We start from the raw sequence: 21,333 nt of genomic DNA on the forward strand, positions 1-21,333 counted from the left end.
GGCAACAGCCGCCAGTGCTAAGCAGCCGCTCAGCAGCAGTGCTCCAAGGCTCCTTCCCCGATGGGGACGAGACAGGGTCAAGCTCCCACCGGGGCGCTGGGGGTGAACGTCACCGGCATTGCCTCGGGGCCGACAATGAAGTTGGACGCCCGCCACGGCAGCAGGTCGTCGTTGGCCAACTGGATGTCGGGCATTCGCTCGGCCAGCCGCTGGAACATGATCTTGAGCTCCAGGCGGGCCAAAGACGCCCCCAGGCAGAAATGCGTTCCCCATCCGAAGGCCAGATGGTTGTTAGGATCGCGCTCCAAGTCGAACTTGAACGGGTCGTCGAACACCCGGTCGTCCCGGTTGGCCGACGGATAGAACAAGATGATCTGGTCGCCCTCGCCGATCGTCTCACCGTGCATATCCACATCCCGGGTGGCGCTGCGGGACATGTTTTTGATGGGCGTCACCCACCGCAGAATCTCCTCCACCGCCTGCTCCATCCAGGGGTCGTCAGCCGCCCGCTGATCGAACAGCGCCATCTGGTCGGGATGCTCCAGCAGGGCCAGCATCCCCCCGCTGATCACATGGCGAGTGGTCTCATCGCCGCCGATGAGTATCAGCAGCGTCTCTTGTACCAGCGACTCGTCGTCGAGCTTCTCGCCGTCGACTTCGGCATGGCACAGCACGCTGACCAAATCGGATTGGGGCGGGCGGGAGCGCCGGTCGGCAATCACCTCAAGCTGGAATTCCCGGTAGGCGATGCCGGCCAGCATTCCCTTCTCGGCGGCGGCCGGGTCGGTCTCGGTGGTGGCCCGGATCATGTCGTCGGACCACTCCAGCAGGCTGTCATAGCTCTCGCGGGGAAAGCCCAGCATGTCGCCGATCAGAATCAGCGGCAGCGGAGCGGCAATGTCCCACACGAAATCGCACTCGCCCCGCTCGCACACCTTGTCCAAGATCTCGTCGCAGATGGCGGTGACCTCGGCGGCGCGGTCTCGCACCCGCTTGGGGGTGAAGCCCCGGTTAACCAGCTTGCGGCGCTGCTTGTGCAGAGGGTCGTCCATCGAGATCATCATCGGTAGCGAGTCCCCGTGAGGCCGGGGACTGCGGTGCGACGAAAACGTCTTGGGGTCCTTCTCGATGGCCAAGATGTCGTGGTAGCGGGAGATGCCCCAAACGTCGCTGTTGGCGTCGTAGTACACCGGGGCGTGCTCCCTCATCCAGGTCCACGCCTCGTGGGGCTCGTGCTGGAACCAGTATCCGTCCATGAAGTTGACCCCGTCGAAGGTGGGGTGATTGGGCATGACTCCTCCTGGTGCTCGTACTGCTGGTTAACCCTCGCCCATGAGCCGGGCGATCATCTGTTGGCCCTTCTCGGCGTCCCACGCCGCCACCATGTCGTCGATGCCGTCTTGCCACGACACCGAACACGGTCCGGTGATGGAAATGCGCCTGGCGCTGTCGTAGGCCCGGCTATGGGTGCCCATCGGGAAGTACTGGAAGTCGGGCTCCACCCCGACCTGCTCCCCCATGCGGCGGCACATGTCCTCGATGCTCACGTTCTGGTCGCCGCCCCAGTTGACGATGGTGGCCGGCACGGTGGCCGACTCCAAGAAAGCCTCGGCGTGGGCGCACATATCTTGCTCGTGGACCGGCGAGAACATGTTGGGCTCCGAGTCCTTGAGCATGACTGGCATGCTGCTGGTCATCATGGCCAGCAAGATGGCCGGTAGACCCCCGTTTTGGCCGTAGGCCACATTGATGCGACCGATCACGGTGGGCAGGTCGTAGAGCCGGCACATGGTCCGGGCCACCGCCTCGGCGGCCATCTTCGTCACTCCGTAAGTCTCCGAATAGGGCTGCTCGCTGTCGCCTAGCGGATCGCCCTCGGAGTAGACGTAGGTGTGGTCGGGGTTGTTCTTGTACGCGGCGGCGGTGGACGCGTGCAGAAAGCCCTTGGCATTGCGGCAATGCGCCATAAGCAGGCCGGTGGCCTCGGCGTTCTGGGTGAGGGCGAAGTCGTAATCAGGGGTCGCGGCCATGAATGCGGCCATGTGGATCACGTAGTCGAAGTCGTCAGGCAGTCCGTTCAGTTCGCCGGAGGCCAGATCTGCGGCGTGGGGAATGGCCCCGGCCTCTTCCACCTGCTCCCGGGATCCCGGCTGGCTGAACCGGGCCAGCCCCCACACCTCGTTGTTCTGAGCAAAATGGCGGGTCATGGGCAGGGCAATCTGTCCTGCGGTCCCGGTAATCAGAATCTTTTGGCCTTCCACAGCGGTACCTCCTCGACTATTGCTGACCTTGTACTAGCACGGCGAGCACTCAGCGTTGACATGATAGGGATAGAGACATGATTCGCACCGAGCCCATCGACGCTCCCCTGGGTGCGCTGGCATCAGGCTGGGATCCGGGCATGCCGCTGTCCGACGACGACCTTGCCGCTCTGCGCCAGGCACTGGCCGACCGGCTGGTGGTGGTGCTGCGGGGCCAGAGGGAGTGCGACGCCGACGAGTTGGCCGCGCTGGCCCGACAGTTGGGCGAGCCGTTCCCCGCCGATGAGCTCTACAACATCCCGACCGAGGTACCTGAGGTGCTGGCTGTGTCCAACGAGTTGAACGACGACGGCCACGAGATCGGCACGGCCGGCAGCGGCCCCCTGCCGTGGCACACCGACTACGCCTTCCTAAACACCATCGCCCGGGAGTCACTGCTCAACGCCCAGCGGGTGCCTGCCGACGGCGGGGCCGACACCTCATACTGCGACATGTACGCCGCCTATGAGACTTTGCCCGGCCATCTGGCCGAGAGGCTGGCCGGACGCATCGGGCGCTACACCATCACCTCGGAGAACAACACCCGGCTTCACCAGAACCACCACGACGAGGATCCATCTGCGGCAGCCGACCGCCGACTGCGGGCCAACCCCGACATCGTCTATCCCGGTTCCGGCGAGGTGGTGGAGCACCCGGTGGAGATGCCCCATCCCGACACCGGACGGGTGGCGCTCTATGTCTCGTCGTTCTCCTGCGGCTTCGAGGGCATCGACGACCCTGAGGAAGCCTACGCACTCACCCAGGCGGCCCTGGACCACGCCATCGTCGGTGAGCGCACCTACACCCACCGCTGGCGCCAGGGCGACGTGGTGATCTTCGACACCGTGGGCACCGTCCACCGCCGGGAGATGCCCCACAGCACCGGCCCCCGCTCCCTTCGCCAGCTGTCCATCAAATACCCCTGACGCTGCTGAATGCCCGATAGCCGGCCGCGCCCGTAGTGGTCCGTCTGTGAATTGGCAGGTGCGGATTGCGACGGCAGCGGCGTTCCTCGCAAGGCGCACCGACGCAGCCATACCCGGAGCGTACGGCAAGGAGGAGCAACGCCGCGAGGGGCGTCGATGCCTAGCAGGACGCCCTGCTCAATTTGCAGACGGACCACTAGGCTGGCGCCATGCCAACGCCCGCCCGAGTCGCCGTCGTCCCACAGGAAATGGGCCAGCCTTTGCGGATTGAATCAGTAGAGCTGCCCGACCCAGGACCATTCGATGTGGTAGTGCGCCAGTACGCCAGCGGGGTTTGCCACAGCCAGCTTCATGAGATCCACACCCCCCGGGCCAGCGACGTCGTGCTGGGCCACGAGTCCACAGGTGAGGTGGTGGCGTTGGGTGACGAGGTGAGCCACGTGGCCCCTGGCGACCGGGTGTTCGTGACCTGGCTGCCCCGTAGCGTCCACCCCCCTGATCGCCGTCCGGCCATGGCCCAGGTCGTCCAGGGCGACGGCTCAACGGCCAACAGCCTGGGGGTGTTCACCTGGGCCGACCACACCATCGCCGATGAGTTGTTCGTCGTTCCGCTCCCCGATGATTCGCCCACCGACGTGACCGCCATCATCGGCTGCGCGGTGATGACCGGTGCCGGGGCGGTCATGAACACCGCCGGGGTCGCCGCTGGTTCTTCGGTGGCGATATTCGGCTTAGGCGGCGTGGGCCTCTCGGCGCTGGCCGCGGCCAAAGCGCTGGGCGCCGACCCCATCATCGCGGTGGACCTCTCCGAGGAGAAGTTGGACTTCGCCCTCCGCCATGGGGCCACCATCGGGGTGAACGCCTCCGAATGCGACCCGGTGGCCCGCATCCACGAGCTCACCCCCCGAGACGGCCTCGACCTAATGGGCGCGCCGTGCTCGGGGGTGGACTTCGCCTTCGACTGCATCGGCGCCGCCGTGTCCCAGGTGGTGCCGTCGCTGCGCAACAAACGCTGGGGGTCCGACGAGCGGGCGGTGGCGGTGCTGGTGGGGATCCCCACGGCCGCACTCGACGTCGACATCGGCGATCTGCTGATGCACGAGAAACACCTCACCGGGAGCATCGGGGGCACCTGCCATCCCGAGCAGGACTTCCCGATCTTCATGGACTGGTACCGCCAAGGCATCCTCGACCTCGACAGCCTGGTCACCCAGCGGTTCGCCCTCGACGAGATCAACGACGCGGTGGATGCCCTGGAGAACGGGCGGATCGCCGGTCGGTCCATCCTGGTATTCGACTGAGCTCGGAAAGACAGGAGCCAGCCATGCCCGACACCGTGCTGTATGAGCAATCCGGCCATGTGGCCACCATCACCTACAATCGCCCCGAGGCGCTCAATGCGGTCAACGGTGAGCTGCGCCAGGACTTGAATGCGGCCTGGGACCGGTTCCGGGGCGACAACGATGCCTGGGTGGCCATTCTCACCGGGGCGGGCCGGGCGTTCTGCGCCGGAGCCGACATGCGCGACGGCGCCGGGTCTGTTGGCGTGTTCGAAGGCACCTTCTGGGAGAAGCCCACCATAAACTCCTTCGAGTCGGGCTTGGAGTTGTTCAAGCCCACCATCGCCGCGGTGAACGGCCACTGCCTGGGCTATGGGCTGACCGCTGCGCTGGCCTGCGACTTCCTGATCGCCAGCGACCGGGCCACTTTCGGGTTCCCCGAGGTGCGCCTGGGAGTGCCCACCATCGTGGGCGCCATCACGCTGCCTCGGCGGGTGCAGTGGGCCGACGCCATGGAACTGCTGTTGACCGGCGAGCGGGTGGACGCCGAGCGAGCCCGGGAGATGGGTCTGGTGTGGCGGGTGGTGCCCCACGATGAGCTCATGGACGAAGCCCAGGTTCTGGCCGAGCGGCTCGTCTCCTCGGCACCGCTGGCCGTAAGGGCCACCAAGGAAGTGGCCACCCGCACCCGTACCATGTCATGGGTGGAGGCAGTGCGCTTCGGCGAGACCATGCGGCTGGTGGCTGGGGCCACGGATGACGCCGCCGAGGGCATGACTGCCCGGGCCGAGGGCCGTCCTCCCGACTGGCAGGCCTGCTAGCTCGATGGGCGTACGGGCCATTATCTTTTGCGTGGCAGTGGCTGGCTTGGCCTTCGTTGCCCTCTCATTTGCGGGCTTCGTTTCCACCTGGGGCTTCGACTGGGTAACCATCGAATCGGAGGAGCCCGATCCCGATTCCACCCCCGAGCCCACTCCTACCGCCACGCAGACACCCCCGCCCGCGCCCGTGGAGGTCGAATTGGAGATCGACCCCCGCTATCCTCCCGACACCCAGTGGAGGGTGTTCGACGTACCCTCAGCCCTAAACGTGCGAGCCGGCCCCAGCACCGCTCACGAGGTGTTGGGAACAGCCAGTTTGGATTCCACCGTCACCCTCACCGGCCAAGTGGTGGAGTCGCCCACCAGCGGCACCTGGGTGCAAGTCCACGCCAATTCCGTCTCCGGCTGGGTCTTCGCCGCCTACCTCACCCCTGTCAGCTAGAGCTTCTTGGCCCCCTGATGAGGGCTATGAGGTTCCCAGGGAGCCAACAACGGGAATCTGGTCGTCTGGGATGGGAACCATGGGGGTGCGGCGGGCGAGGGCGGCTTCAATGTGGGGGGCGAGACGGGCGGCTTTGGCTGCTTCGCGCTCGTCTTCGCCCTCTTTGAGGACCGGCATGACCTCTTTGGCGAACATTTCCAGCGACTGGCAGATGTGGTCGTGGCGGTTGCGGCCCGACTGCTGGATGAACATCACCTGGTCGACTCCGACATCGGCGTAGCCCTGGAGCTGGCGGGTGACCATCTCAGGTGTGCCGATACCCATCGTTTCGCCCAGGCCTTCTAATGACTCCTTGGTCGTCTGGAAGTTGTCCCACACGTTGGTTCGCCCCGGCTGGTGCTGGCCGGTCACGTAGTAGTGGAGCAGGCCGTGGCCGAAGAACTGGAAGCCCTCGAGGCCGCGGCGCTCGGCCTCTTCTCGATCCTGGTGCATCGACAGACCTACCACCATGGCGATGTTGGGGTTGACGGTGTGGCCGATGGGCACGCATTCTTCCGACAGGATCCGGTAGTAGTCATCCACCCACTGGGCGGCCTCATCGGGGTCCACGAAGGCAAACGTAAGCGCTCCCATACCCAGGCGGGCGGCCAGCTTGATGGTCTCCCGATTGGAGCACGCCACCCATAGCGGCGGATGGGGCTTCTGGGCCGGCTTAGGCACCACGTTGCGGCATGGCATGGAGAAGTACTCGCCCTCATAGCCCGGGTAGGGGTCCATCACCATCATGTTGCAGCACTGCTCGGTGGCCTCGGCCCACGCTGGGCGCTTGTCGGCATGGGCGATGTTGAACCCACCTAGCTCTACCGCGGCCGACGACTCACCGGTGCCGAAGTCCACCCGGCCATTCGAGATCAGATCCAACGTGGCGATGCGCTCAGCCACCCGGGCCGGGTGGTTGTACTTGGGGGGCATCTGCACGATGCCGTGCCCCAGCCTGATCCGCTCGGTGCGCTGGCTGGCCGCGGCCAAGAACACCTCGGGGGCCGAGGAGTGCGAGTACTCCTCCAAAAAGTGGTGCTCCACCTCCCAGGCGTAGTCAAAGCCCAGCCGGTCGGCCATTTCCACCTGGTCGAGGGCCTCGTGCAGCAGCCGCTGCTCATCGCCGGGTTGCCATGGCCGAGGCAGCTGATGCTCATAGAAAACGCCGAACTTCACAGGCGGAGCCTAGGCGGTGCCCACCACCGGAGGGTCACCCGCCCTCAGAGGCAATCCACCGCCACTTCCAATGCGGCACACACCTCCCGCATCCGGTCGTCGCTCAACCGGCCTAGCCGCTGCACCAGATATCCCAGGGGTGCGTTCTCCACCGAGTCGAGATTCACCGCCGACACGGCTGGAACGGGGTCATCGCCGGGCTCAAGGATCACCTCGCTCGGCAGTCCCCTGATTGTGGTGGTGCAGGGAGCGACAATCGCCATCTTGCGCCGGTCCATTGCCGCGTCCCGAGAGAGAACCACCACCGGTCGCCGGCCAGCGTGGGGCGACTCCCACCACCAAACTTCGCCCCTGCGAATCGACGCTGTCATCAGCGCGATCCGGTGGCGTTAGGCGCCTGGTCGACTGCGGCCCCAGCCTCATGGCGAGCGGCTCGATTCACCTCGTGAAAGGACGCCAGATCGCCCCACTCATCAGGCTCATCCAGGGGAAGGTGGTCGTAGGCCTCATAGGCGGCATCGATCACCGCCGCTCGATAGCGGGCAACAAGCGCTTCAAGAGCGGCATCCAGCATCGCCGCATCGTTGGGCCACGGCTCAAGATGGCGAGCCCGGTAGAGCAGACCGTCGTCCACTGTGGTGCTCACTCGCATTCGACCCATGCCATAACCATACCACTATTGTGCTACCGAGATTGAGGGCTTCCTACCGCTGGTTTGCTCCGACCAGCGGAGCGTGCAGGAAAGTGTCTACCATCGCCGCGATGAGCAGCGATCGGGCACCGGTGTTGGTGGGCGTGGCCCAGTACGTGGGGCGGGAGACCGATCCAACGGCCGCTCCCGACCCGTTGACCATGATGATCGATGTGGCCACCCGAGCCGCCTATGACACCGGGGTGGGCCAAATCCTGTTCGACCATGTTGACGCCTTCATTCAGATCCCCTTGGCCTTCTGGACTCCGGTGAATGGTGCTGCCCTTACCGCCGAGCAGTTGGGCATCAACCCTCGGGCGAGGGTGCAGAACACCGGGGGAGGCGGGGAGATGGGAGTGCTGGCCGCCAACCATCTGGCCGATGAGATCATGGCCGGCCGTACCGAGGTGGCGGTCATGACTGGCGGCCAAGCTTGGAAGACGGCCGAACGAGCCAAGGCGGCCGGCGTGGAGCTGGACTGGCCCACCGGCGGCAATCCGGCTGGCGCCGACGACCGTTTCGCCCTGACGACCAAGCCCATGGTGTCGGGGTTGGAGGAGCGCCACCAGCTGACCCGGCCCATCCATGCCTACCCCCTGTTCGAGAACGCCCTGCGGGCTGCTCAGGGAATGACCCTGGTCGAGCACGCCCAACGGCTGGGCGAGATGATGACCGAGTTCACCGCGGTGGCCGCAGCCAATCCCTACGCCTGGTTCCCCACCGAGCGCAGCGCCGAGGAGCTGGCTACCCCCACGGCCGAGAACCGCATGATCGGATTCCCCTACACCAAATACTTGAACTCGGTGCTCAACACCGACCAGGCCGGGGCCTATGTGATGACCTCGGTGGCCAAGGCCCGGGAGTTGGGGATCCCGTCCGACCGCTGGGTGTATTGGTGGGGCGGCCACAACGCCGCCGAGGAGGCCTGGTTCGCCAGCACCCGCCCCAACTTCGCCGAGTGCCCCTCGATGAAAGACTCGTCAACGGGGGCGCTGGATCAGGCCGGCGTGGGCGTGGACGACATCGCATTGTTCGACTTCTACTCCTGCTTCCCCGTGGCCGTGCGGATGGCCTGCGCCATGCTGGGAATCGACGAACTGGACCCCCGGCCCTTCACCGTCACCGGCGGCCTCCCCTACGCTGGCGGGCCGGGCTCGGCCTACAACATGAACTCGATTGCTGCGATGGTCGAGCGGCTGCGGGACGCCGACGGCTCGATCGGGCTGGTCACCGGCAACGGCTTCTTTCTCACCAAGCACGCCGCCGCGGTGTTGTCAGCACAGCCCAAGCAAGGGGGCTGGGACCGCCCCGACGGCCCGCCTCCGTCTGCTGCTATGGAAACCGCCCCGGCCATTCCCGACGAATCGGCCACCGGTCGAGGCCGCATCGAGGCCTACACCGTGATGCACGACCGCGACGGCCAACCATCAATGGGCTACATCTGTGGACACCTCGACAACAACGGCTCTGAAGGCCACCGCTTCCTGGCCAACACCCCCGAAGACCCCGACCTGCTCCGCGATCTGCTGGCCGCCGAGACCGTCGGCCGAACCGGCGACGTGCGCTACGACGCCTCCACCGGCCGCTGCATCTTCACCCCCGCCTAAGCCTGCGGGGCCTGACTGGACCGCACCTCAGTCGGTGGGAACCCCGACAGGGCAGGTAACGCCGGTGCCGCCGAGACCGCAGTAGCCGCCGGGGACTTTGGCCAGGTACTGCTGGTGGTAGTCCTCGGCGTAGTAGAAGGACGGGGCGGCGATGATCTCGGTGGTGATCTCTCCGTAGCCGGCATCTTGCAACCGGGCGCCGAACTGCTCCCTTGACGCCTCGGCGGTCACCTTCTGGTCATCGTCGAAGTAGTAGATGCCCGACCGGTATTGGGTACCTACATCGTTGCCTTGGCGCATTCCCTGGGTGGGATCGTGGTTTTCCCAGAACAGCGCCAGCATCCGCTCGTAGCTGGTGGCCTCAGGATCGAACACAGCCAGCACCACCTCGTTGTGGCCGGTGAGGCCGGAGCAAACCTCCTGGTATGAGGGGTTGGGGGTGAAACCTGCGGCATAGCCCACCGCGGTGGTGAACACGCCGGGCGCCGGCCAGAACACCCGCTCCGCCCCCCAGAAACAGCCCATGCCCACCACGATCTGCTGCATCCCTTCGGGGAAAGGCGGCTTCAGCGGATTGCCGTTCACGTAGTGGAATTCCGGCACCGGCATCTCTTCATCCCGACCGGGCAGCGCATCAGCCGGCTCCACCATCAACGACTTCTTCATCCCGAAAAAGGCCATGCCTCGAAGTGTAGAGGCTGCCGCAGACAATACCTTCCGGTTGCAGAATCGGTTTGCACGGAGATAAGACCGGAATCAACAAGCTGTTGAGGTCGTTTGACTGCATTGAGACCGCATAGTCTTGCCATCGCGTCTCAAACGAAGAACGTCACTATGCCCACTAGCTAATGAGGAGTACGGGGTGAAACGAGCAAAGAGGACAATGAGGACGGCGTCAACGGCTGGGGTGGTCGGCGCCCTACTGGCGGGGATGCTGGCCTTTGGCGGCACTGGAGCGGCTTCAGCCCAGGAGCCGGTCCTGATCAGCGAAGAGGTAACCACTCAGGAAGAGCCGAGCTGTGAGACCGTCGATCTGGGCATGCTGGACAGCACTCCGGGCAGTTCGTTGGAGGCGAGCGGTCGCTGGAGTGCCGAAGACTGCGATTCGCGATTCCGTAGCAACAGCGACGCTCACACCTACCGGTTCGAGATCGCCGAGACCGGGCGAATCAGAGTCGACTTGACGTCCCCCGATGCCGATTCCTACGTCTACCTGCTCAACGAGGAGGGGAACCGGATAACCGAGGATGATGATGGCGGCGTGGGAGCCCTCGATGCTCGCATCGAAAGGGAGCTCCAGGCAGGCGTCTATCTTGTCGAGGCCACCACCACCGCGGGCCGGGTCCGGGGGGCGGCTGATTTCGAGGTTGTCGTCACGCAGGTCGCCACCTGCGATCCGCAAGTTCTGGGCGCTTTGATGCCCGGCCAGGACATCGAGGTGACGGGCTTTTGGACCCCCGAGTCCTGCCAGTCGATCTTCCTTACCGGACACCCCTCCAACTACTTCGTGTTCACCCTGCCCGAAGGGGCAAGGGTGCGCGTCGATCTGACATCCGAGATTGGCGATCCCGCGCTCATCGTGGCGCCGATCGTCGCCCTGCGGTCGGTGGTTCCCGGCCAAGTCGCCCACAACGATGACGCCGGCGGCACCCGCAATTCCCGCATTGAGCAGTACTTTCCGCCTGATGTCTACGGGATCGAGGCAACCACGTACCGGGCCAGAGACCTTCAGGGCCCGCTGATCGATTTCACCCTCACCCTCACCATCGTGGAGGAAGAGGCATATCAAAACAGTCCTCTGCTCAAGATCGAGGAGATCGACATCCCCACAGAGGTGGTGGTCGGCGATCCCCTGCCGGTGAATTTCCGCATCGGCAACGTGGGCGGTGACGGCTTCCCTGACCAGGCCGGCTACGCCATCTCGTATGCAATCGGCCCCCGGGTGTACGACAGCTCCGAACCTTTGTTGTCTCGTCTCTGGCCTGCTGGCGCCTCGTATCACACCAACGAGGAGACAGCCAGCACAACAAGCGCAGCGTCGTCGCAAGTGGCCCCGTACTCGGTGACATTCCGCAGACCTGGTCCTACATGGGTGTTCACCGCGGTCATCGCGTTCGACGGCAACGAGGATGAGCTCGGATTCCACGGCCTCTGGCACGACCTCCTGGTGTTGAGCAACCCGACCTACGACCCCGTGCTGGTGGAAGTGGACGGCGTGGCCTACTCGGTGTCCGCAGCGCTCGCCGAGGTGGTTCAAGGCGAAGAAGAGGAAGAGGAGATCGAAGAAGGAACGGTGGTCACCACGGTGACTTCCGTGGACGACCCAGAAGCCGATATCGACCCTGAGACTCAAGAGAAGGCCCAATACGCCGCCGGGGTCCGCACCCAACTGCTCGACGGCATCTTCGATCGGCCGGCGATCGCGAGGCTGGCAGAATCGGCTGATCCGGTTTCGATCGCCGTCACAGGAGCCTCGTCGAGTGCACTCCTAAAGGCGACTGCGCCGCAGTATGAGGCTGTGGTACAGGCTTCGGGGCTACTCGAGACCCTGGCCGACGGGGAGGCGATCAGCCCCGTAGCAGTTGAGGATCTGGTGCTCGCCATGGCCGACGGGGCGTCAGGGACCTACGCGTCTGTGGCTGCTTCTTGGCGCGGCCTCTTGGAGCGGGTCGACAGCGGCGGAGCGTTAACGTTCGACGAATCATCAGCCGTCCAGGCCCAGTTGGCCTACGCAGAGCGCGTCATCGCCCCAACAGTGTCGGCCGGGGAGATCGTGGCTTCGGCCCGGGCTGCTGAGCTGGGCTGGAATGATCCTGAAGTCCAAGCAATGCTGTCTGGCCAGCCGAGCTGCGACACCGGCGATGATCCGCTGAGCGACCCGCTGGCGCTGGCCGGCACCGAAGACGCCGACACTCTGGTGGCCCTCGATGCCGAAATGAGGGCGGCACTGTTCGCCTACATCGTGGCCATCGACAACGTGCTCTGCGCTATCGAGAACGTCGATGCCGCCAACTCCCGGTTCCTTGAGCGCCTAGGCCTCGGCCAGAGCGAACAGCTTCTGGCATTGATCGAACCCGAGTCGCTTCCCGAGCCGGAGCCGGAGGAGGAAGAGGATCCGACTCACCGCCTGCGCATCCTGGCCCGCCTCGGCGAAGACGGGCGCATCGAGCACGGTGTGGAGCTGTTCAGCGGTTTCGAGATTCTGCCCGAGAGGCGCTACCTGCCCTCCGATACAACGGTCGGCACGTGGTACTCCACCCAGGATGTTGAGCTCGACGGCGTCTCCATCGGCCAGATTAGGGCTCGGCGCTTGGCTGACGGCCGTGTGGAGCTGAGTTTCCGCGACTTCGACGGCGATATCGTCGCCCCCGACATTGCCTACCTGCCCGCCGACCTCGACGAAGGCGTCTGGTACCGCAGCAGCCTGGTCGAAGTCCCCGTGCCCCCTGAGCCCGAAGAGGACGAGGAGGAAGCCGAAGCTGACGAGGCAGCCGAGGGGTAGCCCGAGGGCAACCTCTCGGCTGCCATCACATCGGCGGACGGCATCCGCGAGACTGTCGCGCCATGGCTGCCCGATTGACCGGCCAGAGCGTTGACCGCGTCGAAGGCCCTCGGCTGCTGCGCGGCGAGGGCCGCTTCGTGGGCAACATCCGCCATCCCGACCTTCTTCACATCGCCTTCGTGCGCAGCCCGGTGGGACACGCCGACATCCTGGGCAACGACATCGAGGCGGCAGAGAACACCCCCGGCGTGGTGGCGGTGCTCACGGCCGACCACCTTGAGGGGGTGGTGGCCCCCATCGCCGTCGCCGGCCCCCCCGAGTTGGCCGTAACGCCCTTTACCGCGCTGGCCAGCGACCGGGTTCGCACTGTAGGCGAGCCCATCGCAGTGGTGGTTGGCCGAACCAGGGCCGCGGCGGCCGACGGCGCAGCCGCGGTCGGGGTGGACTTCCACCCCCGGCCCGCAGTGGTGGACATGCACCAGGCCGCCGCCGACGGCGCTCCGTTGCTGTTCGAGGAGCTGGGCACAAACGTGGTGTACGAGACCAAGCAGTCGTGGGGCGCCGACATCGACGAGACCTTTGCCCAAGCCGACCATGTGTTCGCCCGCACCTTCACCCAACACCGCTTCGGACATGCCCCCCTTGAAGGTCGGGTGTTGGTGGCGGGCTACACCCCCTCGGACGGCCAGCTCGACATTCAGATGGCCACCAAGCGCCCCCACGCGGTGAAGCTCAACCTGGCCAACCTGCTGGGCCTGCCATTCAGCAACATTCGGGTGCGCACCGGAGACATCGGTGGCGCCTTTGGCTCCAAGGGTCAGCTAGGGCGAGAGACGATCTGCACAGCCGCGGCCGCCGTGCTGCTAGGCGCCACCGTGCAGTGGACCGAAGACCGCTCCGAAAACCTCCAGATGGCCGGGCATGGGCGTGAGGAAGATCTGGTGGTGGAGTTTGCCGTCCAAAGCGACGGCACGCTTATGGGTATCCGGGCCGACATGACCATGGACCAGGGGGCGTATCCCATGCCGCCCTATCCGTCGTCGCTGTTCTGCAACCTGGTGAAGATGCTCATCCCCAACGCCTACCGAATGGAGGCTTATGCCTTTCGGGGCCGAGTGGTGGCCACCAACAAGTGCAGCTACATCGCCTATCGGGGGCCGTGGGCGGCGGAGACCTGGGTGCGGGAGCGGATGCTGGACGAGATCGCCGCCGAGTTGGGCATCGACCGGGTGGAGATCCGCCGCCGCAACCTCATCGACGAGGATCAGCCCTCCAAGATGATCACCGGCCCCACCGTTTCGGGAATTACCGCTCGCCAGACCCTGGACCGGGCCGTGGAATTGATGGACTTGGACGGCTTCGCCGCTGAGCAAGCCGCGGCCCGAGCCGAGGGACGACTACTGGGCCTGGGGTTTGCCACCTTCATCGAGATCGCCCCCGGCCCTCCCGATTTCGCCCAGTCAGCGGGCTTCGATTTGCGGGGCGAGTTGGCGTGGGCCCGGTTGGAACCCACCGGAGATCTGACCATCGCCAGCTGCCAGTCGCCCCACGGCCAGGGACACGAGACCACTATCGCCCAAGTAGCTGCCGATGAGCTAGGGGTGAGTCTCGACCAAGTGCGGGTGGTGTTCGGCGACACGGACTCAACCCCGTTCACCGTCTTGGGCACAGGTGGCAGTCGGGCCTCGATGATGGCTGCCGGGGCGGCCCGGGCCGCCGCCGCCAAGGTGAAGGACAAGGTTCTGGCAGTCGCTGCTGAGCGGTTGGAAGCCAACCCGGCCGATCTGGAAATCGTGGACGGGAACGTCTCGGTAAGGGGCACACCCGGACACTCGGTCCCCCTCGCAGGCATAGCCCAGCAGGCCTGGTTTGCGCCATCGTCGCTGCCCAATGGAATGGACCAGGGCATCGAAGTGACGGTGGAATACCGCACGCCGCCGGGAGGCTGGGCGTCGGCCACCCACTGCTGCTGGGTGGAGATCGACCCCGACACCGGCGAGATCACCATTCCCCGCTATGTGGTGGTGGAGGACTGCGGGGAGATGATCCACCCGGCCATCGTGGAAGGGCAGATCCAAGGCGGCGTTGCCCAAGGCATCGCCGCCGTGCTGTTCGAGCGCCACCACTATGACCAAGACGGCAACCTGCTCACCGCCTCTCTGGCCGACTACCTGGTGCCCTCAGCCGCCGAGATGCCCGTGATCGAAGTAGAGCACCTGGAAGTCGAGCCCCTGCACGACGCCGATTGGCGGGGTGTGGGCGAAGGCGGCCTTATCGGCGCACCGGCCGCAGTGACCAACGCAGCGGCCGACGCTGTCCGCCACCTTGGCCTCGACATCACCGAGCAACACCTCCCACCCCAGCGAATGCGCGAGCTACTGAACGCCGCGACAAGCTGACTCTCGACTTCCCATCCTCCCCATGGGACCGAGCCCGCGGTTGGCAAGTAGGCTCGGCGGCCTACTGATGAATGAACCCAGAATCCATTAGGGGGATACCGATGGCTGTCGCACCGGAGAAGATCCGCAACGTCGCGCTGGTGGGGTCACAAGGATCGGGAAAGACCACGCTGGCTGAGGCGCTGCTATACCGGGCCGGGGTCATCGACCGCACGGGCCGGGTGGAGGAGGGCACCACGGTGTGCGACTTCAGCCCCGAGGAACAGGCCGCCACCCACAGCCAGTCGCTGGCCCTGGCCAGCTTCGAGTGGCACGACCACAAGATCAACCTGCTCGACACCCCCGGCGCCCCCGACTACGCCGGCGAGCTGCACGCCGCCCTCCAAGTAGCCGATTTGCTGGTGTTCGTGATCGACGCCTCCAGCGGCGTGGACCACCGCACCACCGCCATCTGGCGACAGGCGGCCGACGCCGGCCTGCCCCGCATCGTGTTCGTCAACAAGCTCGACCGGGAGCACTCCAGCTTCGACAACGTTCTCTCCGAGCTGCAAGATGCCTTCGGCACCGGCGTAGCCCCCTTGGAGCTGCCTATCGGCACCGGCCCGGACTTTCACGGCATCGCCGATCTGCTCACCGACAAGGCTTACATCTACGACAGCGGCGCAGCCGAGGAAGCCGAGATCCCCGCGGAGATGGAGGACCAGGAGGCTGAGGTCCACGAGCAGCTCGTAGAGAACATCGTGGTGGCCGACGACGAGATGCTAGAGCAGTATTTCGAGGGCAACACCCCCAGCCCGGAGGAGCTCGAGGTGGTGCTCGGACGAGGTGTGGCCGACGGCTCGGTATTCCCTGTGGTATGCGGCTCGGCCACCGGTCCCATTGCGGTGGACCGGCTGGCCAACTTCCTGGTGGAGATCGGCCCACCCCCCACCGCCCGGGCCATAACCGTCACCATGAGCGACATCGACACCGAGCCGGCCTGCGATCCCGAAGGCGACCAGCTCGCCTGCGTGTTCAAGACCATCAGTGACGACTACGTGGGCCAGATCTCGCTGTTTCGGGTGCTCTCGGGCACCATCCGCCGCGACGACAACCTCACCAACTCCACCTCCGGCGACAGCGAGCGGTTGCGAGGCCTCGTAAACCTAGTGGGCGGCAAGCAGCAGGACATCGACGGCATTTCGGCCGGCGACATCGGCGGGGTCACCAAGCTCCAGCAGACCCGCACCGGCGACACCCTTACCAACGCCGGGCGAGCCGTCGTCCAGCTCGATGCATGGCCCGAGCCGGTGCTGGCCTATGGGCTGCTGCCCAAAACCCGGGCCGCCGAGGACAAGCTGGGCACCGGGCTGCGGCGGCTCACCGACGAAGACCCGTCTTTGATCCTGGAGCGCAGCGAGGAGACCCACCAAACGCTGCTTTGGGGTCTGGGCGAGGCCCATTTGCGGCTGGCCATTGCCCGCCTCGACCGAATGGGCATCGAGGTGGAGACCGAAGACCTGCGGGTCCCCTATCGCCAGACTGTGACGGGCAACGGCGATGCCGAAGGCAAGCACAAGAAGCAATCCGGCGGGCACGGCCAATTCGGGGTGGCCTATGTGCGCATCGAGCCGCTGCCCCGGGGCAGCGGATTTGAGTTCGTAGACGCCATAAGCGGCGGCGCAATCCCTCGGTCGTATATTCCCGCGGTGGAGGCTGGCATCCGCGACGCCATGGCCGACGGCGGAGATCTGGGCTTTCCCATCGTGGACATCAAAGCCACGGTTTACGACGGCAAGCACCACTCGGTGGACTCATCGGAATTCAGCTTCAACATGGCCGGCAAGCTGGCGTTCAACGCCGCCTTTGCCCAGGCCAACCCAGTGGTACTGGAGCCCATGGCCCGGGTGGAGATCACCGTGGCCCCCGAATACCAGGGAGACGTGATGGGCGATCTGTCGTCCCGCCGGGGCCAGGTGCAGGGCACCGACGCCGGACCGTGGGGCGAACAGGTCATCCACGCCATCGTCCCCGAGGCAGAGCTGGTGCGCTATGCCATTGAGCTGCGGTCGCTCACTGGCGGCCGGGCCCGGTTCAAGGCCGAGCGGGTGGCCTATGAGATTCTCAGCGGCGCCCTCCCCGAGGCGGCCACGGCGTAGACCGTTAGACTGAAGAGATGCCCGAGCCGGAAAAATCCGAAGACCTGGAGGCGGGATTCCAGCAAGAAGGCGCTGATACCGAGGATCTGGAATTCCAGTGGACTGATCCCCGGGACTACCAGCCAGCCGATGGCATAGTCCGCAAGGTGACCGGCTCCGCGGGTGGATCCGCGCTCGGCGCGGCCATGGTGGCGCTGGGCGAGATCTTGGAACCGGAGAAGACCAGGGTGGAAGTCCAACAGGAAGACGACGAGCCCGAACCGGACATGCCCTTCACGATCGACTTCGGCGACCTGCCCCCGCTGACCTAGCGATCCCCAACCCCGGCGACCACCGGGCTGAGAAGGCCGACACCGAGGCTATGGCCGCGGCCAGCACAAAGATGGCGAAGAATCGCTCGGCCGAATCGCTCGATCCCAGCACGGTGATCATGATGGTGATGCCGGTGGCCGCTCCGATGTGGCCGATCATTTGGTGGGCGCCCGATGCCACCCCGAGATCGGCGTCGTCTACCGAGTTGGCCACCCCGGCCACCGCGGCGGGTCGAATGGTCCCCTGGCCTACCCCGGCCACGAAGAGCAAGACGATCACCGCGGCCAGCCAACCGGCCAATATGGCCGCCCCGGTCCCGGCCAGCGCCGCCGACATGATCAGCCCTCCGGAGATCATGATTGTCCGACCGCCCAGCCGGGACTCCACTCTTCCCGCGTACCAGGCGCCCACGCTGAAGCCCACTGGACGGGCAATGAGAGCTGCGGAAATGCGGCTGACATCGGTGATTCCGAACGCCCCCTCCAGCATGAATGGGGCCACGACGAGCGTGCCCATATACGCCATGTGGCCCAAGAACGTGACCAGATTGGGAACCACGAACCCGCGACGGCCCAGAAAATCGAGGGGAAAGAGCGGATCTGCGGTAAGGCGCTCGATGGTGCAAAACGCTGCTATAGCAGTGGGGCCAACCGCCAGCCCGGCCAGCACCAGCGGGTGCCCCCATCCCCATTCCGGCCCCCGATTGATGGCCATAAGAAGGCCGGCCACCGCCAGTCCCAAGCTGACTGCGCCACCGATGTCGAAGCGCACCTCAGGCTTGCGGGCGGTTTCGGGCAGAAGCGGAATGGCAGCTAGCAGCGCGATCATCGACGGCACCGCCTGGATGAAGAAGATGGTGCGCCAACCGAAGGCGTCCACCATGAACCCGCCTAACGCCACCCCGATGGCCGGAGACAATGCCGTGACCGCCGACCAATAGCCCAGGGCCAACGCCCGCTCCCGACGGGCGAACACCGTCATGATGATGGCCATAGACGCAGGGAGCGTGGCCGCCCCGATGAATTGGCCCAGTGTTCGCATGGCCACCAGTGAGCCGACGTTCCACGCCAACCCGGTCAGCACCGCGAAGCAGGTGGCCAACGCGTAGCCCCAGAGGTACAACCGCCGATGGCCGTATAGATCGCCGACCTTGCCGGCAACGGGAGTGCCCACCGCCATGGCGATCAACGGTGCGGTTTGCACCCAGCTCACTGCGCTCTCCGAGGTAGTGAGATCGGTGGCGATCTCGGGCAGCGACGCCGACAAGACGGTGATGGGAAAGCTGGTCGAGGCGATCCCGGCCATGGTGAGACCCAGCACCGCCCAGCGGTAGTTGGGCCAATCCTGGAACCGCCGACGCCGGTCAGTCCACGGGGATGAGGTGCTCACCCCCCGGCCGCAGGACCGGCGCTAGGCCCGAGTTTGGCCCGCAGGTCGGCCTCGACGGCCTTGATCAGCTCTCCGGCGTGCTGGTCGCGCAGCTCAGCTAGCCAGGGGGCGCCAGCGGCCGACTCGGCGTCCCACTCGTCGGCAAACCGACCCGAGGTGATGTCCTCCACCAACTCCCGCATGGTGGTGGCCACGTCCACGTGGTCGAATCGGCCCCGTCGGGAGAGCTGGCCGTACTGGCTGGCCGGGGAATGGTGGTCGAGTTGGGCCACAAACCCGGTCTCCCGCAACAGCCGGTAATTGCGCTCCACCTCGCCGGAGTAGAACAGCTCGGTGGTGATTGCCTCCAGCGGGATGCCCAACTCCAGCATCACCAATACAAAGTTGGTGTTCACATGGGTCAGCACCGGCGACAGAAGCTGCTCCACCGCCAGATCCAGCACCGCCTCTTGAGTGGGCGTCATGGCTATAGCCCCCTGGCGCAGCCCGCCGATGGCCTGGGCCACGGCCAGCATCCGGGCCTGGGCGGTGCCGGTGACGTCTTTGTGCACGCCCACCGCGGTGATGAAGCCGACTTCCTCCTCGTAGCAGCGCCGCACCTCGGGGCCCAGCATCCGGGGGGCGACCATGGCGATGTCGCCGTCAGGAGCGAACCGGTTGAAGGCCAGGGTGTAGCCGCTGGCCACGATGGTGAGCGCTTCGGGTCCCGGAGAAATTCCCAACCCTTTGATCGAGTCGTCGGGAATCAGCACGCAGATGACATCGGCCGACGAGGCATCGGAAATGTCTCCAGCGTCGAACCCGTCTGCGATGGCCTGCTCCCTGGTCTCGTCGGCCCGCACATGAACCGACACCGACAGACCCGAGTCCCGCAGGTTGAGCGCCCACGGCCTGCCCTGGTTGCCGTAGCCGACCACGGCCACCCGCTGGCCGTCCAGAGCGGAGAGATCCGCGTCCTGCTCGTAAAAGAAATCGGTCATGTCCCCACTCTCCCAAATCGTCAGACGATCAGCCGAGGCGGGCTGACGCCTTCGCTGTGCTTGTGCCAGTATTTGCCATGAGCTCGACTGCCCCATCCACCGCCCCATTGGAGGCTCGGACAGTCATCGATCCCCATGTCTGGGCCGATCCCTACTCATTTTTCGAGCGGTTGCGCCGAGAGCACCCGGTGTGGCTTGTACCAGGGCTCGACATGGCTTTCGTGGCCACTCACGATCTCATCGTGGACGCCCTTCGCCGGATCGACGACTTCTCCAGCCACCTCGATGTGTTGCTGGCCACCGGCGAAGACGGCAATCCCATGCTGTTTCGCACCGAGGAGTTCGGCGAGGGAACCACCACCCTGGCCACCGCCGACCCGCCCGAGCACACCATGCATCGCAGCGTGGTTTTCCCCGAGCTGGTGGCTCGTCGCATGGAGGCCATGCGACCCGAGATCGAGGCCTATATCGGCGAACAGTTCGAAAATGCCCGATCTCAAGGCACCAGGGTGGAGTGGGCCAACACCGTGGCTCATCCAGTTCCCGCTCGGGTTATCGGGCGATTAATCGGTCTGCCCGACGAGGACTGGCCCAATGTCATGAGGTGGGCTCTCCACGGTGGCCTGCTGCTGGCTGGTTTCCACACCCCGAAAACCATGAACGCCATCTCCCAAGAAAACTCCGATGCGAGCCGCTTCTTGTACGCCAAACTCGCCGAAGCCGGCAACGACCCGGGTGACGACCTGGTCGGGGTGTGCGCCAAGGCAGTGGCCAACGGCGATCTGACTAGAGGCGAAGCCATCGGCACTCTCACGGTACTTCTCGGCGCAGGCGGCGAATCCACCGCATCGCTGATCGGCAACGCGGTGCGAATACTGGCCGACGATCCCGCTCTGCAAGAGCAAATCCGTGCTGACCACAGCCTCATCGAGAACTTCATCGAGGAGGCCGTGCGACTGGAGTCACCGTTTCGAGGCCATTACCGCCAGGTCAAGCGCGACTGCGAACTGGGAGGCGTCACCCTCCCCGCTGGCACCACTGCGTTCTTGCTGTGGTCTTCGGCCAACCGCGATCCCGCAGAGCTCGATCGTCCCGACGAGGTTGTTCTGGACCGTCGCATACCCCGCAGCCACTTGGCCTTCGGCCGGGGCATTCACCACTGCGTGGGCGCTCCGCTGGCCCGCTTGGAGACCCTCTGCTCGTTGGAGCGGCTGCTCCAGGAGACCTCATGGTTCTCTCTGGCCGAAGACGATCCGCCCCGCTGGGAAAAGAGCATGTTCATCCGCCGCCACGAGCACCTGCCTTTGCACGTGACCTGGAACTAGCCGGCG

Annotated in this window: 18 protein-coding genes; 10 read left to right on the forward strand and 8 right to left on the reverse strand. The window is 65.5% G+C overall.

Going from position 1 to position 21,333, the window contains the following annotated elements; genetic code table 11:
- Nucleotides 1-77: 77 nt before the first annotated feature.
- Together ACOOGG_RS07255 and ACOOGG_RS07260 are read right to left on the reverse strand one after the other, a co-directional pair.
- The gene (locus tag ACOOGG_RS07255) at nucleotides 78-1,292 is read right to left on the reverse strand and encodes a cytochrome P450 (RefSeq protein WP_420433761.1); all 1,215 of its coding nucleotides are present in this window, start codon (nucleotides 1,290-1,292) and stop codon (nucleotides 78-80) included.
- A 27-nt stretch (nucleotides 1,293-1,319) separates the two neighbouring features.
- A complete protein-coding gene (locus ACOOGG_RS07260; RefSeq protein WP_420433763.1) occupies nucleotides 1,320-2,261 on the reverse strand; it encodes an NAD-dependent epimerase/dehydratase family protein in 942 nt (313 codons plus the stop codon).
- Nucleotides 2,262-2,338: 77 nt separating this feature from the next.
- Between ACOOGG_RS07260 and ACOOGG_RS07265 the strand changes: the two genes are divergently transcribed.
- From ACOOGG_RS07265 to ACOOGG_RS07280, 4 genes are all read left to right on the forward strand, one after another.
- A complete protein-coding gene (locus ACOOGG_RS07265; protein WP_420433765.1) occupies nucleotides 2,339-3,226 on the forward strand; it encodes a TauD/TfdA dioxygenase family protein in 888 nt (295 codons plus the stop codon).
- Nucleotides 3,227-3,435: 209 nt separating this feature from the next.
- Nucleotides 3,436-4,527: a zinc-binding dehydrogenase gene (locus ACOOGG_RS07270; RefSeq protein ID WP_420433767.1), complete on the forward strand. Its 1,092-nt coding sequence runs from the start codon at nucleotides 3,436-3,438 to the stop codon at nucleotides 4,525-4,527.
- Between the two features lie 23 nt (nucleotides 4,528-4,550).
- Nucleotides 4,551-5,327, forward strand: a complete 777-nt coding sequence (locus ACOOGG_RS07275) for an enoyl-CoA hydratase/isomerase family protein (RefSeq protein ID WP_420433769.1) — start codon at nucleotides 4,551-4,553, stop codon at nucleotides 5,325-5,327.
- 31 nt (nucleotides 5,328-5,358) lie between these two features.
- Nucleotides 5,359-5,769, forward strand: a complete 411-nt coding sequence (locus ACOOGG_RS07280) for an SH3 domain-containing protein (protein ID WP_420433771.1) — start codon at nucleotides 5,359-5,361, stop codon at nucleotides 5,767-5,769.
- Between the two features lie 24 nt (nucleotides 5,770-5,793).
- On the opposite strand, the gene ACOOGG_RS07285 is transcribed toward ACOOGG_RS07280, so the two are convergent.
- Genes ACOOGG_RS07285 through ACOOGG_RS07295 form a run of 3 tightly spaced genes read right to left on the reverse strand, consistent with a single transcriptional unit; the run spans nucleotide 5,794 to nucleotide 7,645 of the window.
- On the reverse strand, nucleotides 5,794-6,984 hold the full coding sequence (locus tag ACOOGG_RS07285) for an LLM class flavin-dependent oxidoreductase (protein WP_420433773.1): 1,191 nt from the start codon (nucleotides 6,982-6,984) through the stop codon (nucleotides 5,794-5,796).
- Nucleotides 6,985-7,028: 44 nt separating this feature from the next.
- The gene (locus tag ACOOGG_RS07290; RefSeq protein ID WP_420433775.1) at nucleotides 7,029-7,355 is read right to left on the reverse strand and encodes a type II toxin-antitoxin system PemK/MazF family toxin; all 327 of its coding nucleotides are present in this window, start codon (nucleotides 7,353-7,355) and stop codon (nucleotides 7,029-7,031) included.
- Complete coding sequence (locus ACOOGG_RS07295) at nucleotides 7,355-7,645, reverse strand: DUF2191 domain-containing protein (RefSeq protein WP_420433777.1); 291 nt, start codon at nucleotides 7,643-7,645, stop codon at nucleotides 7,355-7,357. The genes ACOOGG_RS07290 and ACOOGG_RS07295 overlap by 1 nt, the downstream gene beginning before the upstream one ends.
- Nucleotides 7,646-7,746: 101 nt before the next feature.
- Between ACOOGG_RS07295 and ACOOGG_RS07300 the strand changes: the two genes are divergently transcribed.
- Entirely contained in the window at nucleotides 7,747-9,282 is a 1,536-nt protein-coding gene (locus tag ACOOGG_RS07300) for an acetyl-CoA acetyltransferase (protein WP_420433779.1), read from the forward strand.
- Nucleotides 9,283-9,309: 27 nt separating this feature from the next.
- Here the strand turns inward: ACOOGG_RS07300 and msrA are convergent, their stop codons facing one another.
- Complete coding sequence (gene msrA / locus ACOOGG_RS07305; RefSeq protein WP_420433781.1) at nucleotides 9,310-9,963, reverse strand: peptide-methionine (S)-S-oxide reductase MsrA; 654 nt, start codon at nucleotides 9,961-9,963, stop codon at nucleotides 9,310-9,312.
- Between the two features lie 181 nt (nucleotides 9,964-10,144).
- Here msrA and ACOOGG_RS07310 point away from each other — a divergent pair, with 181 nt between their 5' ends.
- From ACOOGG_RS07310 to ACOOGG_RS07325, 4 genes are all read left to right on the forward strand, one after another.
- Complete coding sequence (locus ACOOGG_RS07310; protein ID WP_420433783.1) at nucleotides 10,145-12,784, forward strand: PPC domain-containing protein; 2,640 nt, start codon at nucleotides 10,145-10,147, stop codon at nucleotides 12,782-12,784.
- Between the two features lie 62 nt (nucleotides 12,785-12,846).
- Nucleotides 12,847-15,183, forward strand: a complete 2,337-nt coding sequence (locus tag ACOOGG_RS07315; protein ID WP_420433785.1) for a xanthine dehydrogenase family protein molybdopterin-binding subunit — start codon at nucleotides 12,847-12,849, stop codon at nucleotides 15,181-15,183.
- 101 nt (nucleotides 15,184-15,284) lie between these two features.
- Entirely contained in the window at nucleotides 15,285-17,321 is a 2,037-nt protein-coding gene (fusA, locus tag ACOOGG_RS07320; protein WP_420433787.1) for an elongation factor G, read from the forward strand.
- Between the two features lie 17 nt (nucleotides 17,322-17,338).
- A complete protein-coding gene (locus ACOOGG_RS07325) occupies nucleotides 17,339-17,632 on the forward strand; it encodes a hypothetical protein (RefSeq protein ID WP_420433789.1) in 294 nt (97 codons plus the stop codon).
- Here the strand turns inward: ACOOGG_RS07325 and ACOOGG_RS07330 are convergent.
- The gene (locus ACOOGG_RS07330; RefSeq protein WP_420433791.1) at nucleotides 17,595-19,022 is read right to left on the reverse strand and encodes an MFS transporter; all 1,428 of its coding nucleotides are present in this window, start codon (nucleotides 19,020-19,022) and stop codon (nucleotides 17,595-17,597) included. The genes ACOOGG_RS07325 and ACOOGG_RS07330 overlap by 38 nt on opposite strands.
- The gene (locus ACOOGG_RS07335) at nucleotides 19,019-20,002 is read right to left on the reverse strand and encodes an NAD(P)-binding domain-containing protein (RefSeq protein ID WP_420433793.1); all 984 of its coding nucleotides are present in this window, start codon (nucleotides 20,000-20,002) and stop codon (nucleotides 19,019-19,021) included. Before ACOOGG_RS07335 ends, ACOOGG_RS07330 begins: the two co-directional genes overlap by 4 nt.
- A 77-nt stretch (nucleotides 20,003-20,079) precedes the next feature.
- Between ACOOGG_RS07335 and ACOOGG_RS07340 the strand changes: the two genes are divergently transcribed.
- A complete protein-coding gene (locus ACOOGG_RS07340) occupies nucleotides 20,080-21,327 on the forward strand; it encodes a cytochrome P450 (protein WP_420433795.1) in 1,248 nt (415 codons plus the stop codon).
- Nucleotides 21,328-21,333 lie beyond the last annotated feature (6 nt).

The organism is Candidatus Poriferisocius sp. (assembly GCF_965214065.1).
In the GTDB taxonomy this organism is placed as follows: Bacteria; Actinomycetota; Acidimicrobiia; order Acidimicrobiales; family Bin134; genus Poriferisocius.

Excerpts from the sequence above, each read along its gene's own strand:
- ACOOGG_RS07295 (WP_420433777.1), bottom strand. The coding sequence starts at position 7,645 with ATGGGTCGAATGCGAGTGAGCACCACAGTGGACGACGGTCTGCTCTAC.
- ACOOGG_RS07290 (WP_420433775.1), bottom strand. The coding sequence starts at position 7,355 with ATGACAGCGTCGATTCGCAGGGGCGAAGTTTGGTGGTGGGAGTCGCCC.
- ACOOGG_RS07325 (WP_420433789.1), top strand. The coding sequence starts at position 17,339 with ATGCCCGAGCCGGAAAAATCCGAAGACCTGGAGGCGGGATTCCAGCAA.
- fusA (WP_420433787.1), top strand. The coding sequence starts at position 15,285 with ATGGCTGTCGCACCGGAGAAGATCCGCAACGTCGCGCTGGTGGGGTCA.
- ACOOGG_RS07340 (WP_420433795.1), top strand. The coding sequence starts at position 20,080 with ATGAGCTCGACTGCCCCATCCACCGCCCCATTGGAGGCTCGGACAGTC.
- msrA (WP_420433781.1), bottom strand. The coding sequence starts at position 9,963 with ATGGCCTTTTTCGGGATGAAGAAGTCGTTGATGGTGGAGCCGGCTGAT.
- ACOOGG_RS07270 (WP_420433767.1), top strand. The coding sequence starts at position 3,436 with ATGCCAACGCCCGCCCGAGTCGCCGTCGTCCCACAGGAAATGGGCCAG.
- ACOOGG_RS07265 (WP_420433765.1), top strand. The coding sequence starts at position 2,339 with ATGATTCGCACCGAGCCCATCGACGCTCCCCTGGGTGCGCTGGCATCA.
- ACOOGG_RS07275 (WP_420433769.1), top strand. The coding sequence starts at position 4,551 with ATGCCCGACACCGTGCTGTATGAGCAATCCGGCCATGTGGCCACCATC.
- ACOOGG_RS07300 (WP_420433779.1), top strand. The coding sequence starts at position 7,747 with ATGAGCAGCGATCGGGCACCGGTGTTGGTGGGCGTGGCCCAGTACGTG.
- ACOOGG_RS07315 (WP_420433785.1), top strand. The coding sequence starts at position 12,847 with ATGGCTGCCCGATTGACCGGCCAGAGCGTTGACCGCGTCGAAGGCCCT.
- ACOOGG_RS07335 (WP_420433793.1), bottom strand. The coding sequence starts at position 20,002 with ATGACCGATTTCTTTTACGAGCAGGACGCGGATCTCTCCGCTCTGGAC.
- ACOOGG_RS07255 (WP_420433761.1), bottom strand. The coding sequence starts at position 1,292 with ATGCCCAATCACCCCACCTTCGACGGGGTCAACTTCATGGACGGATAC.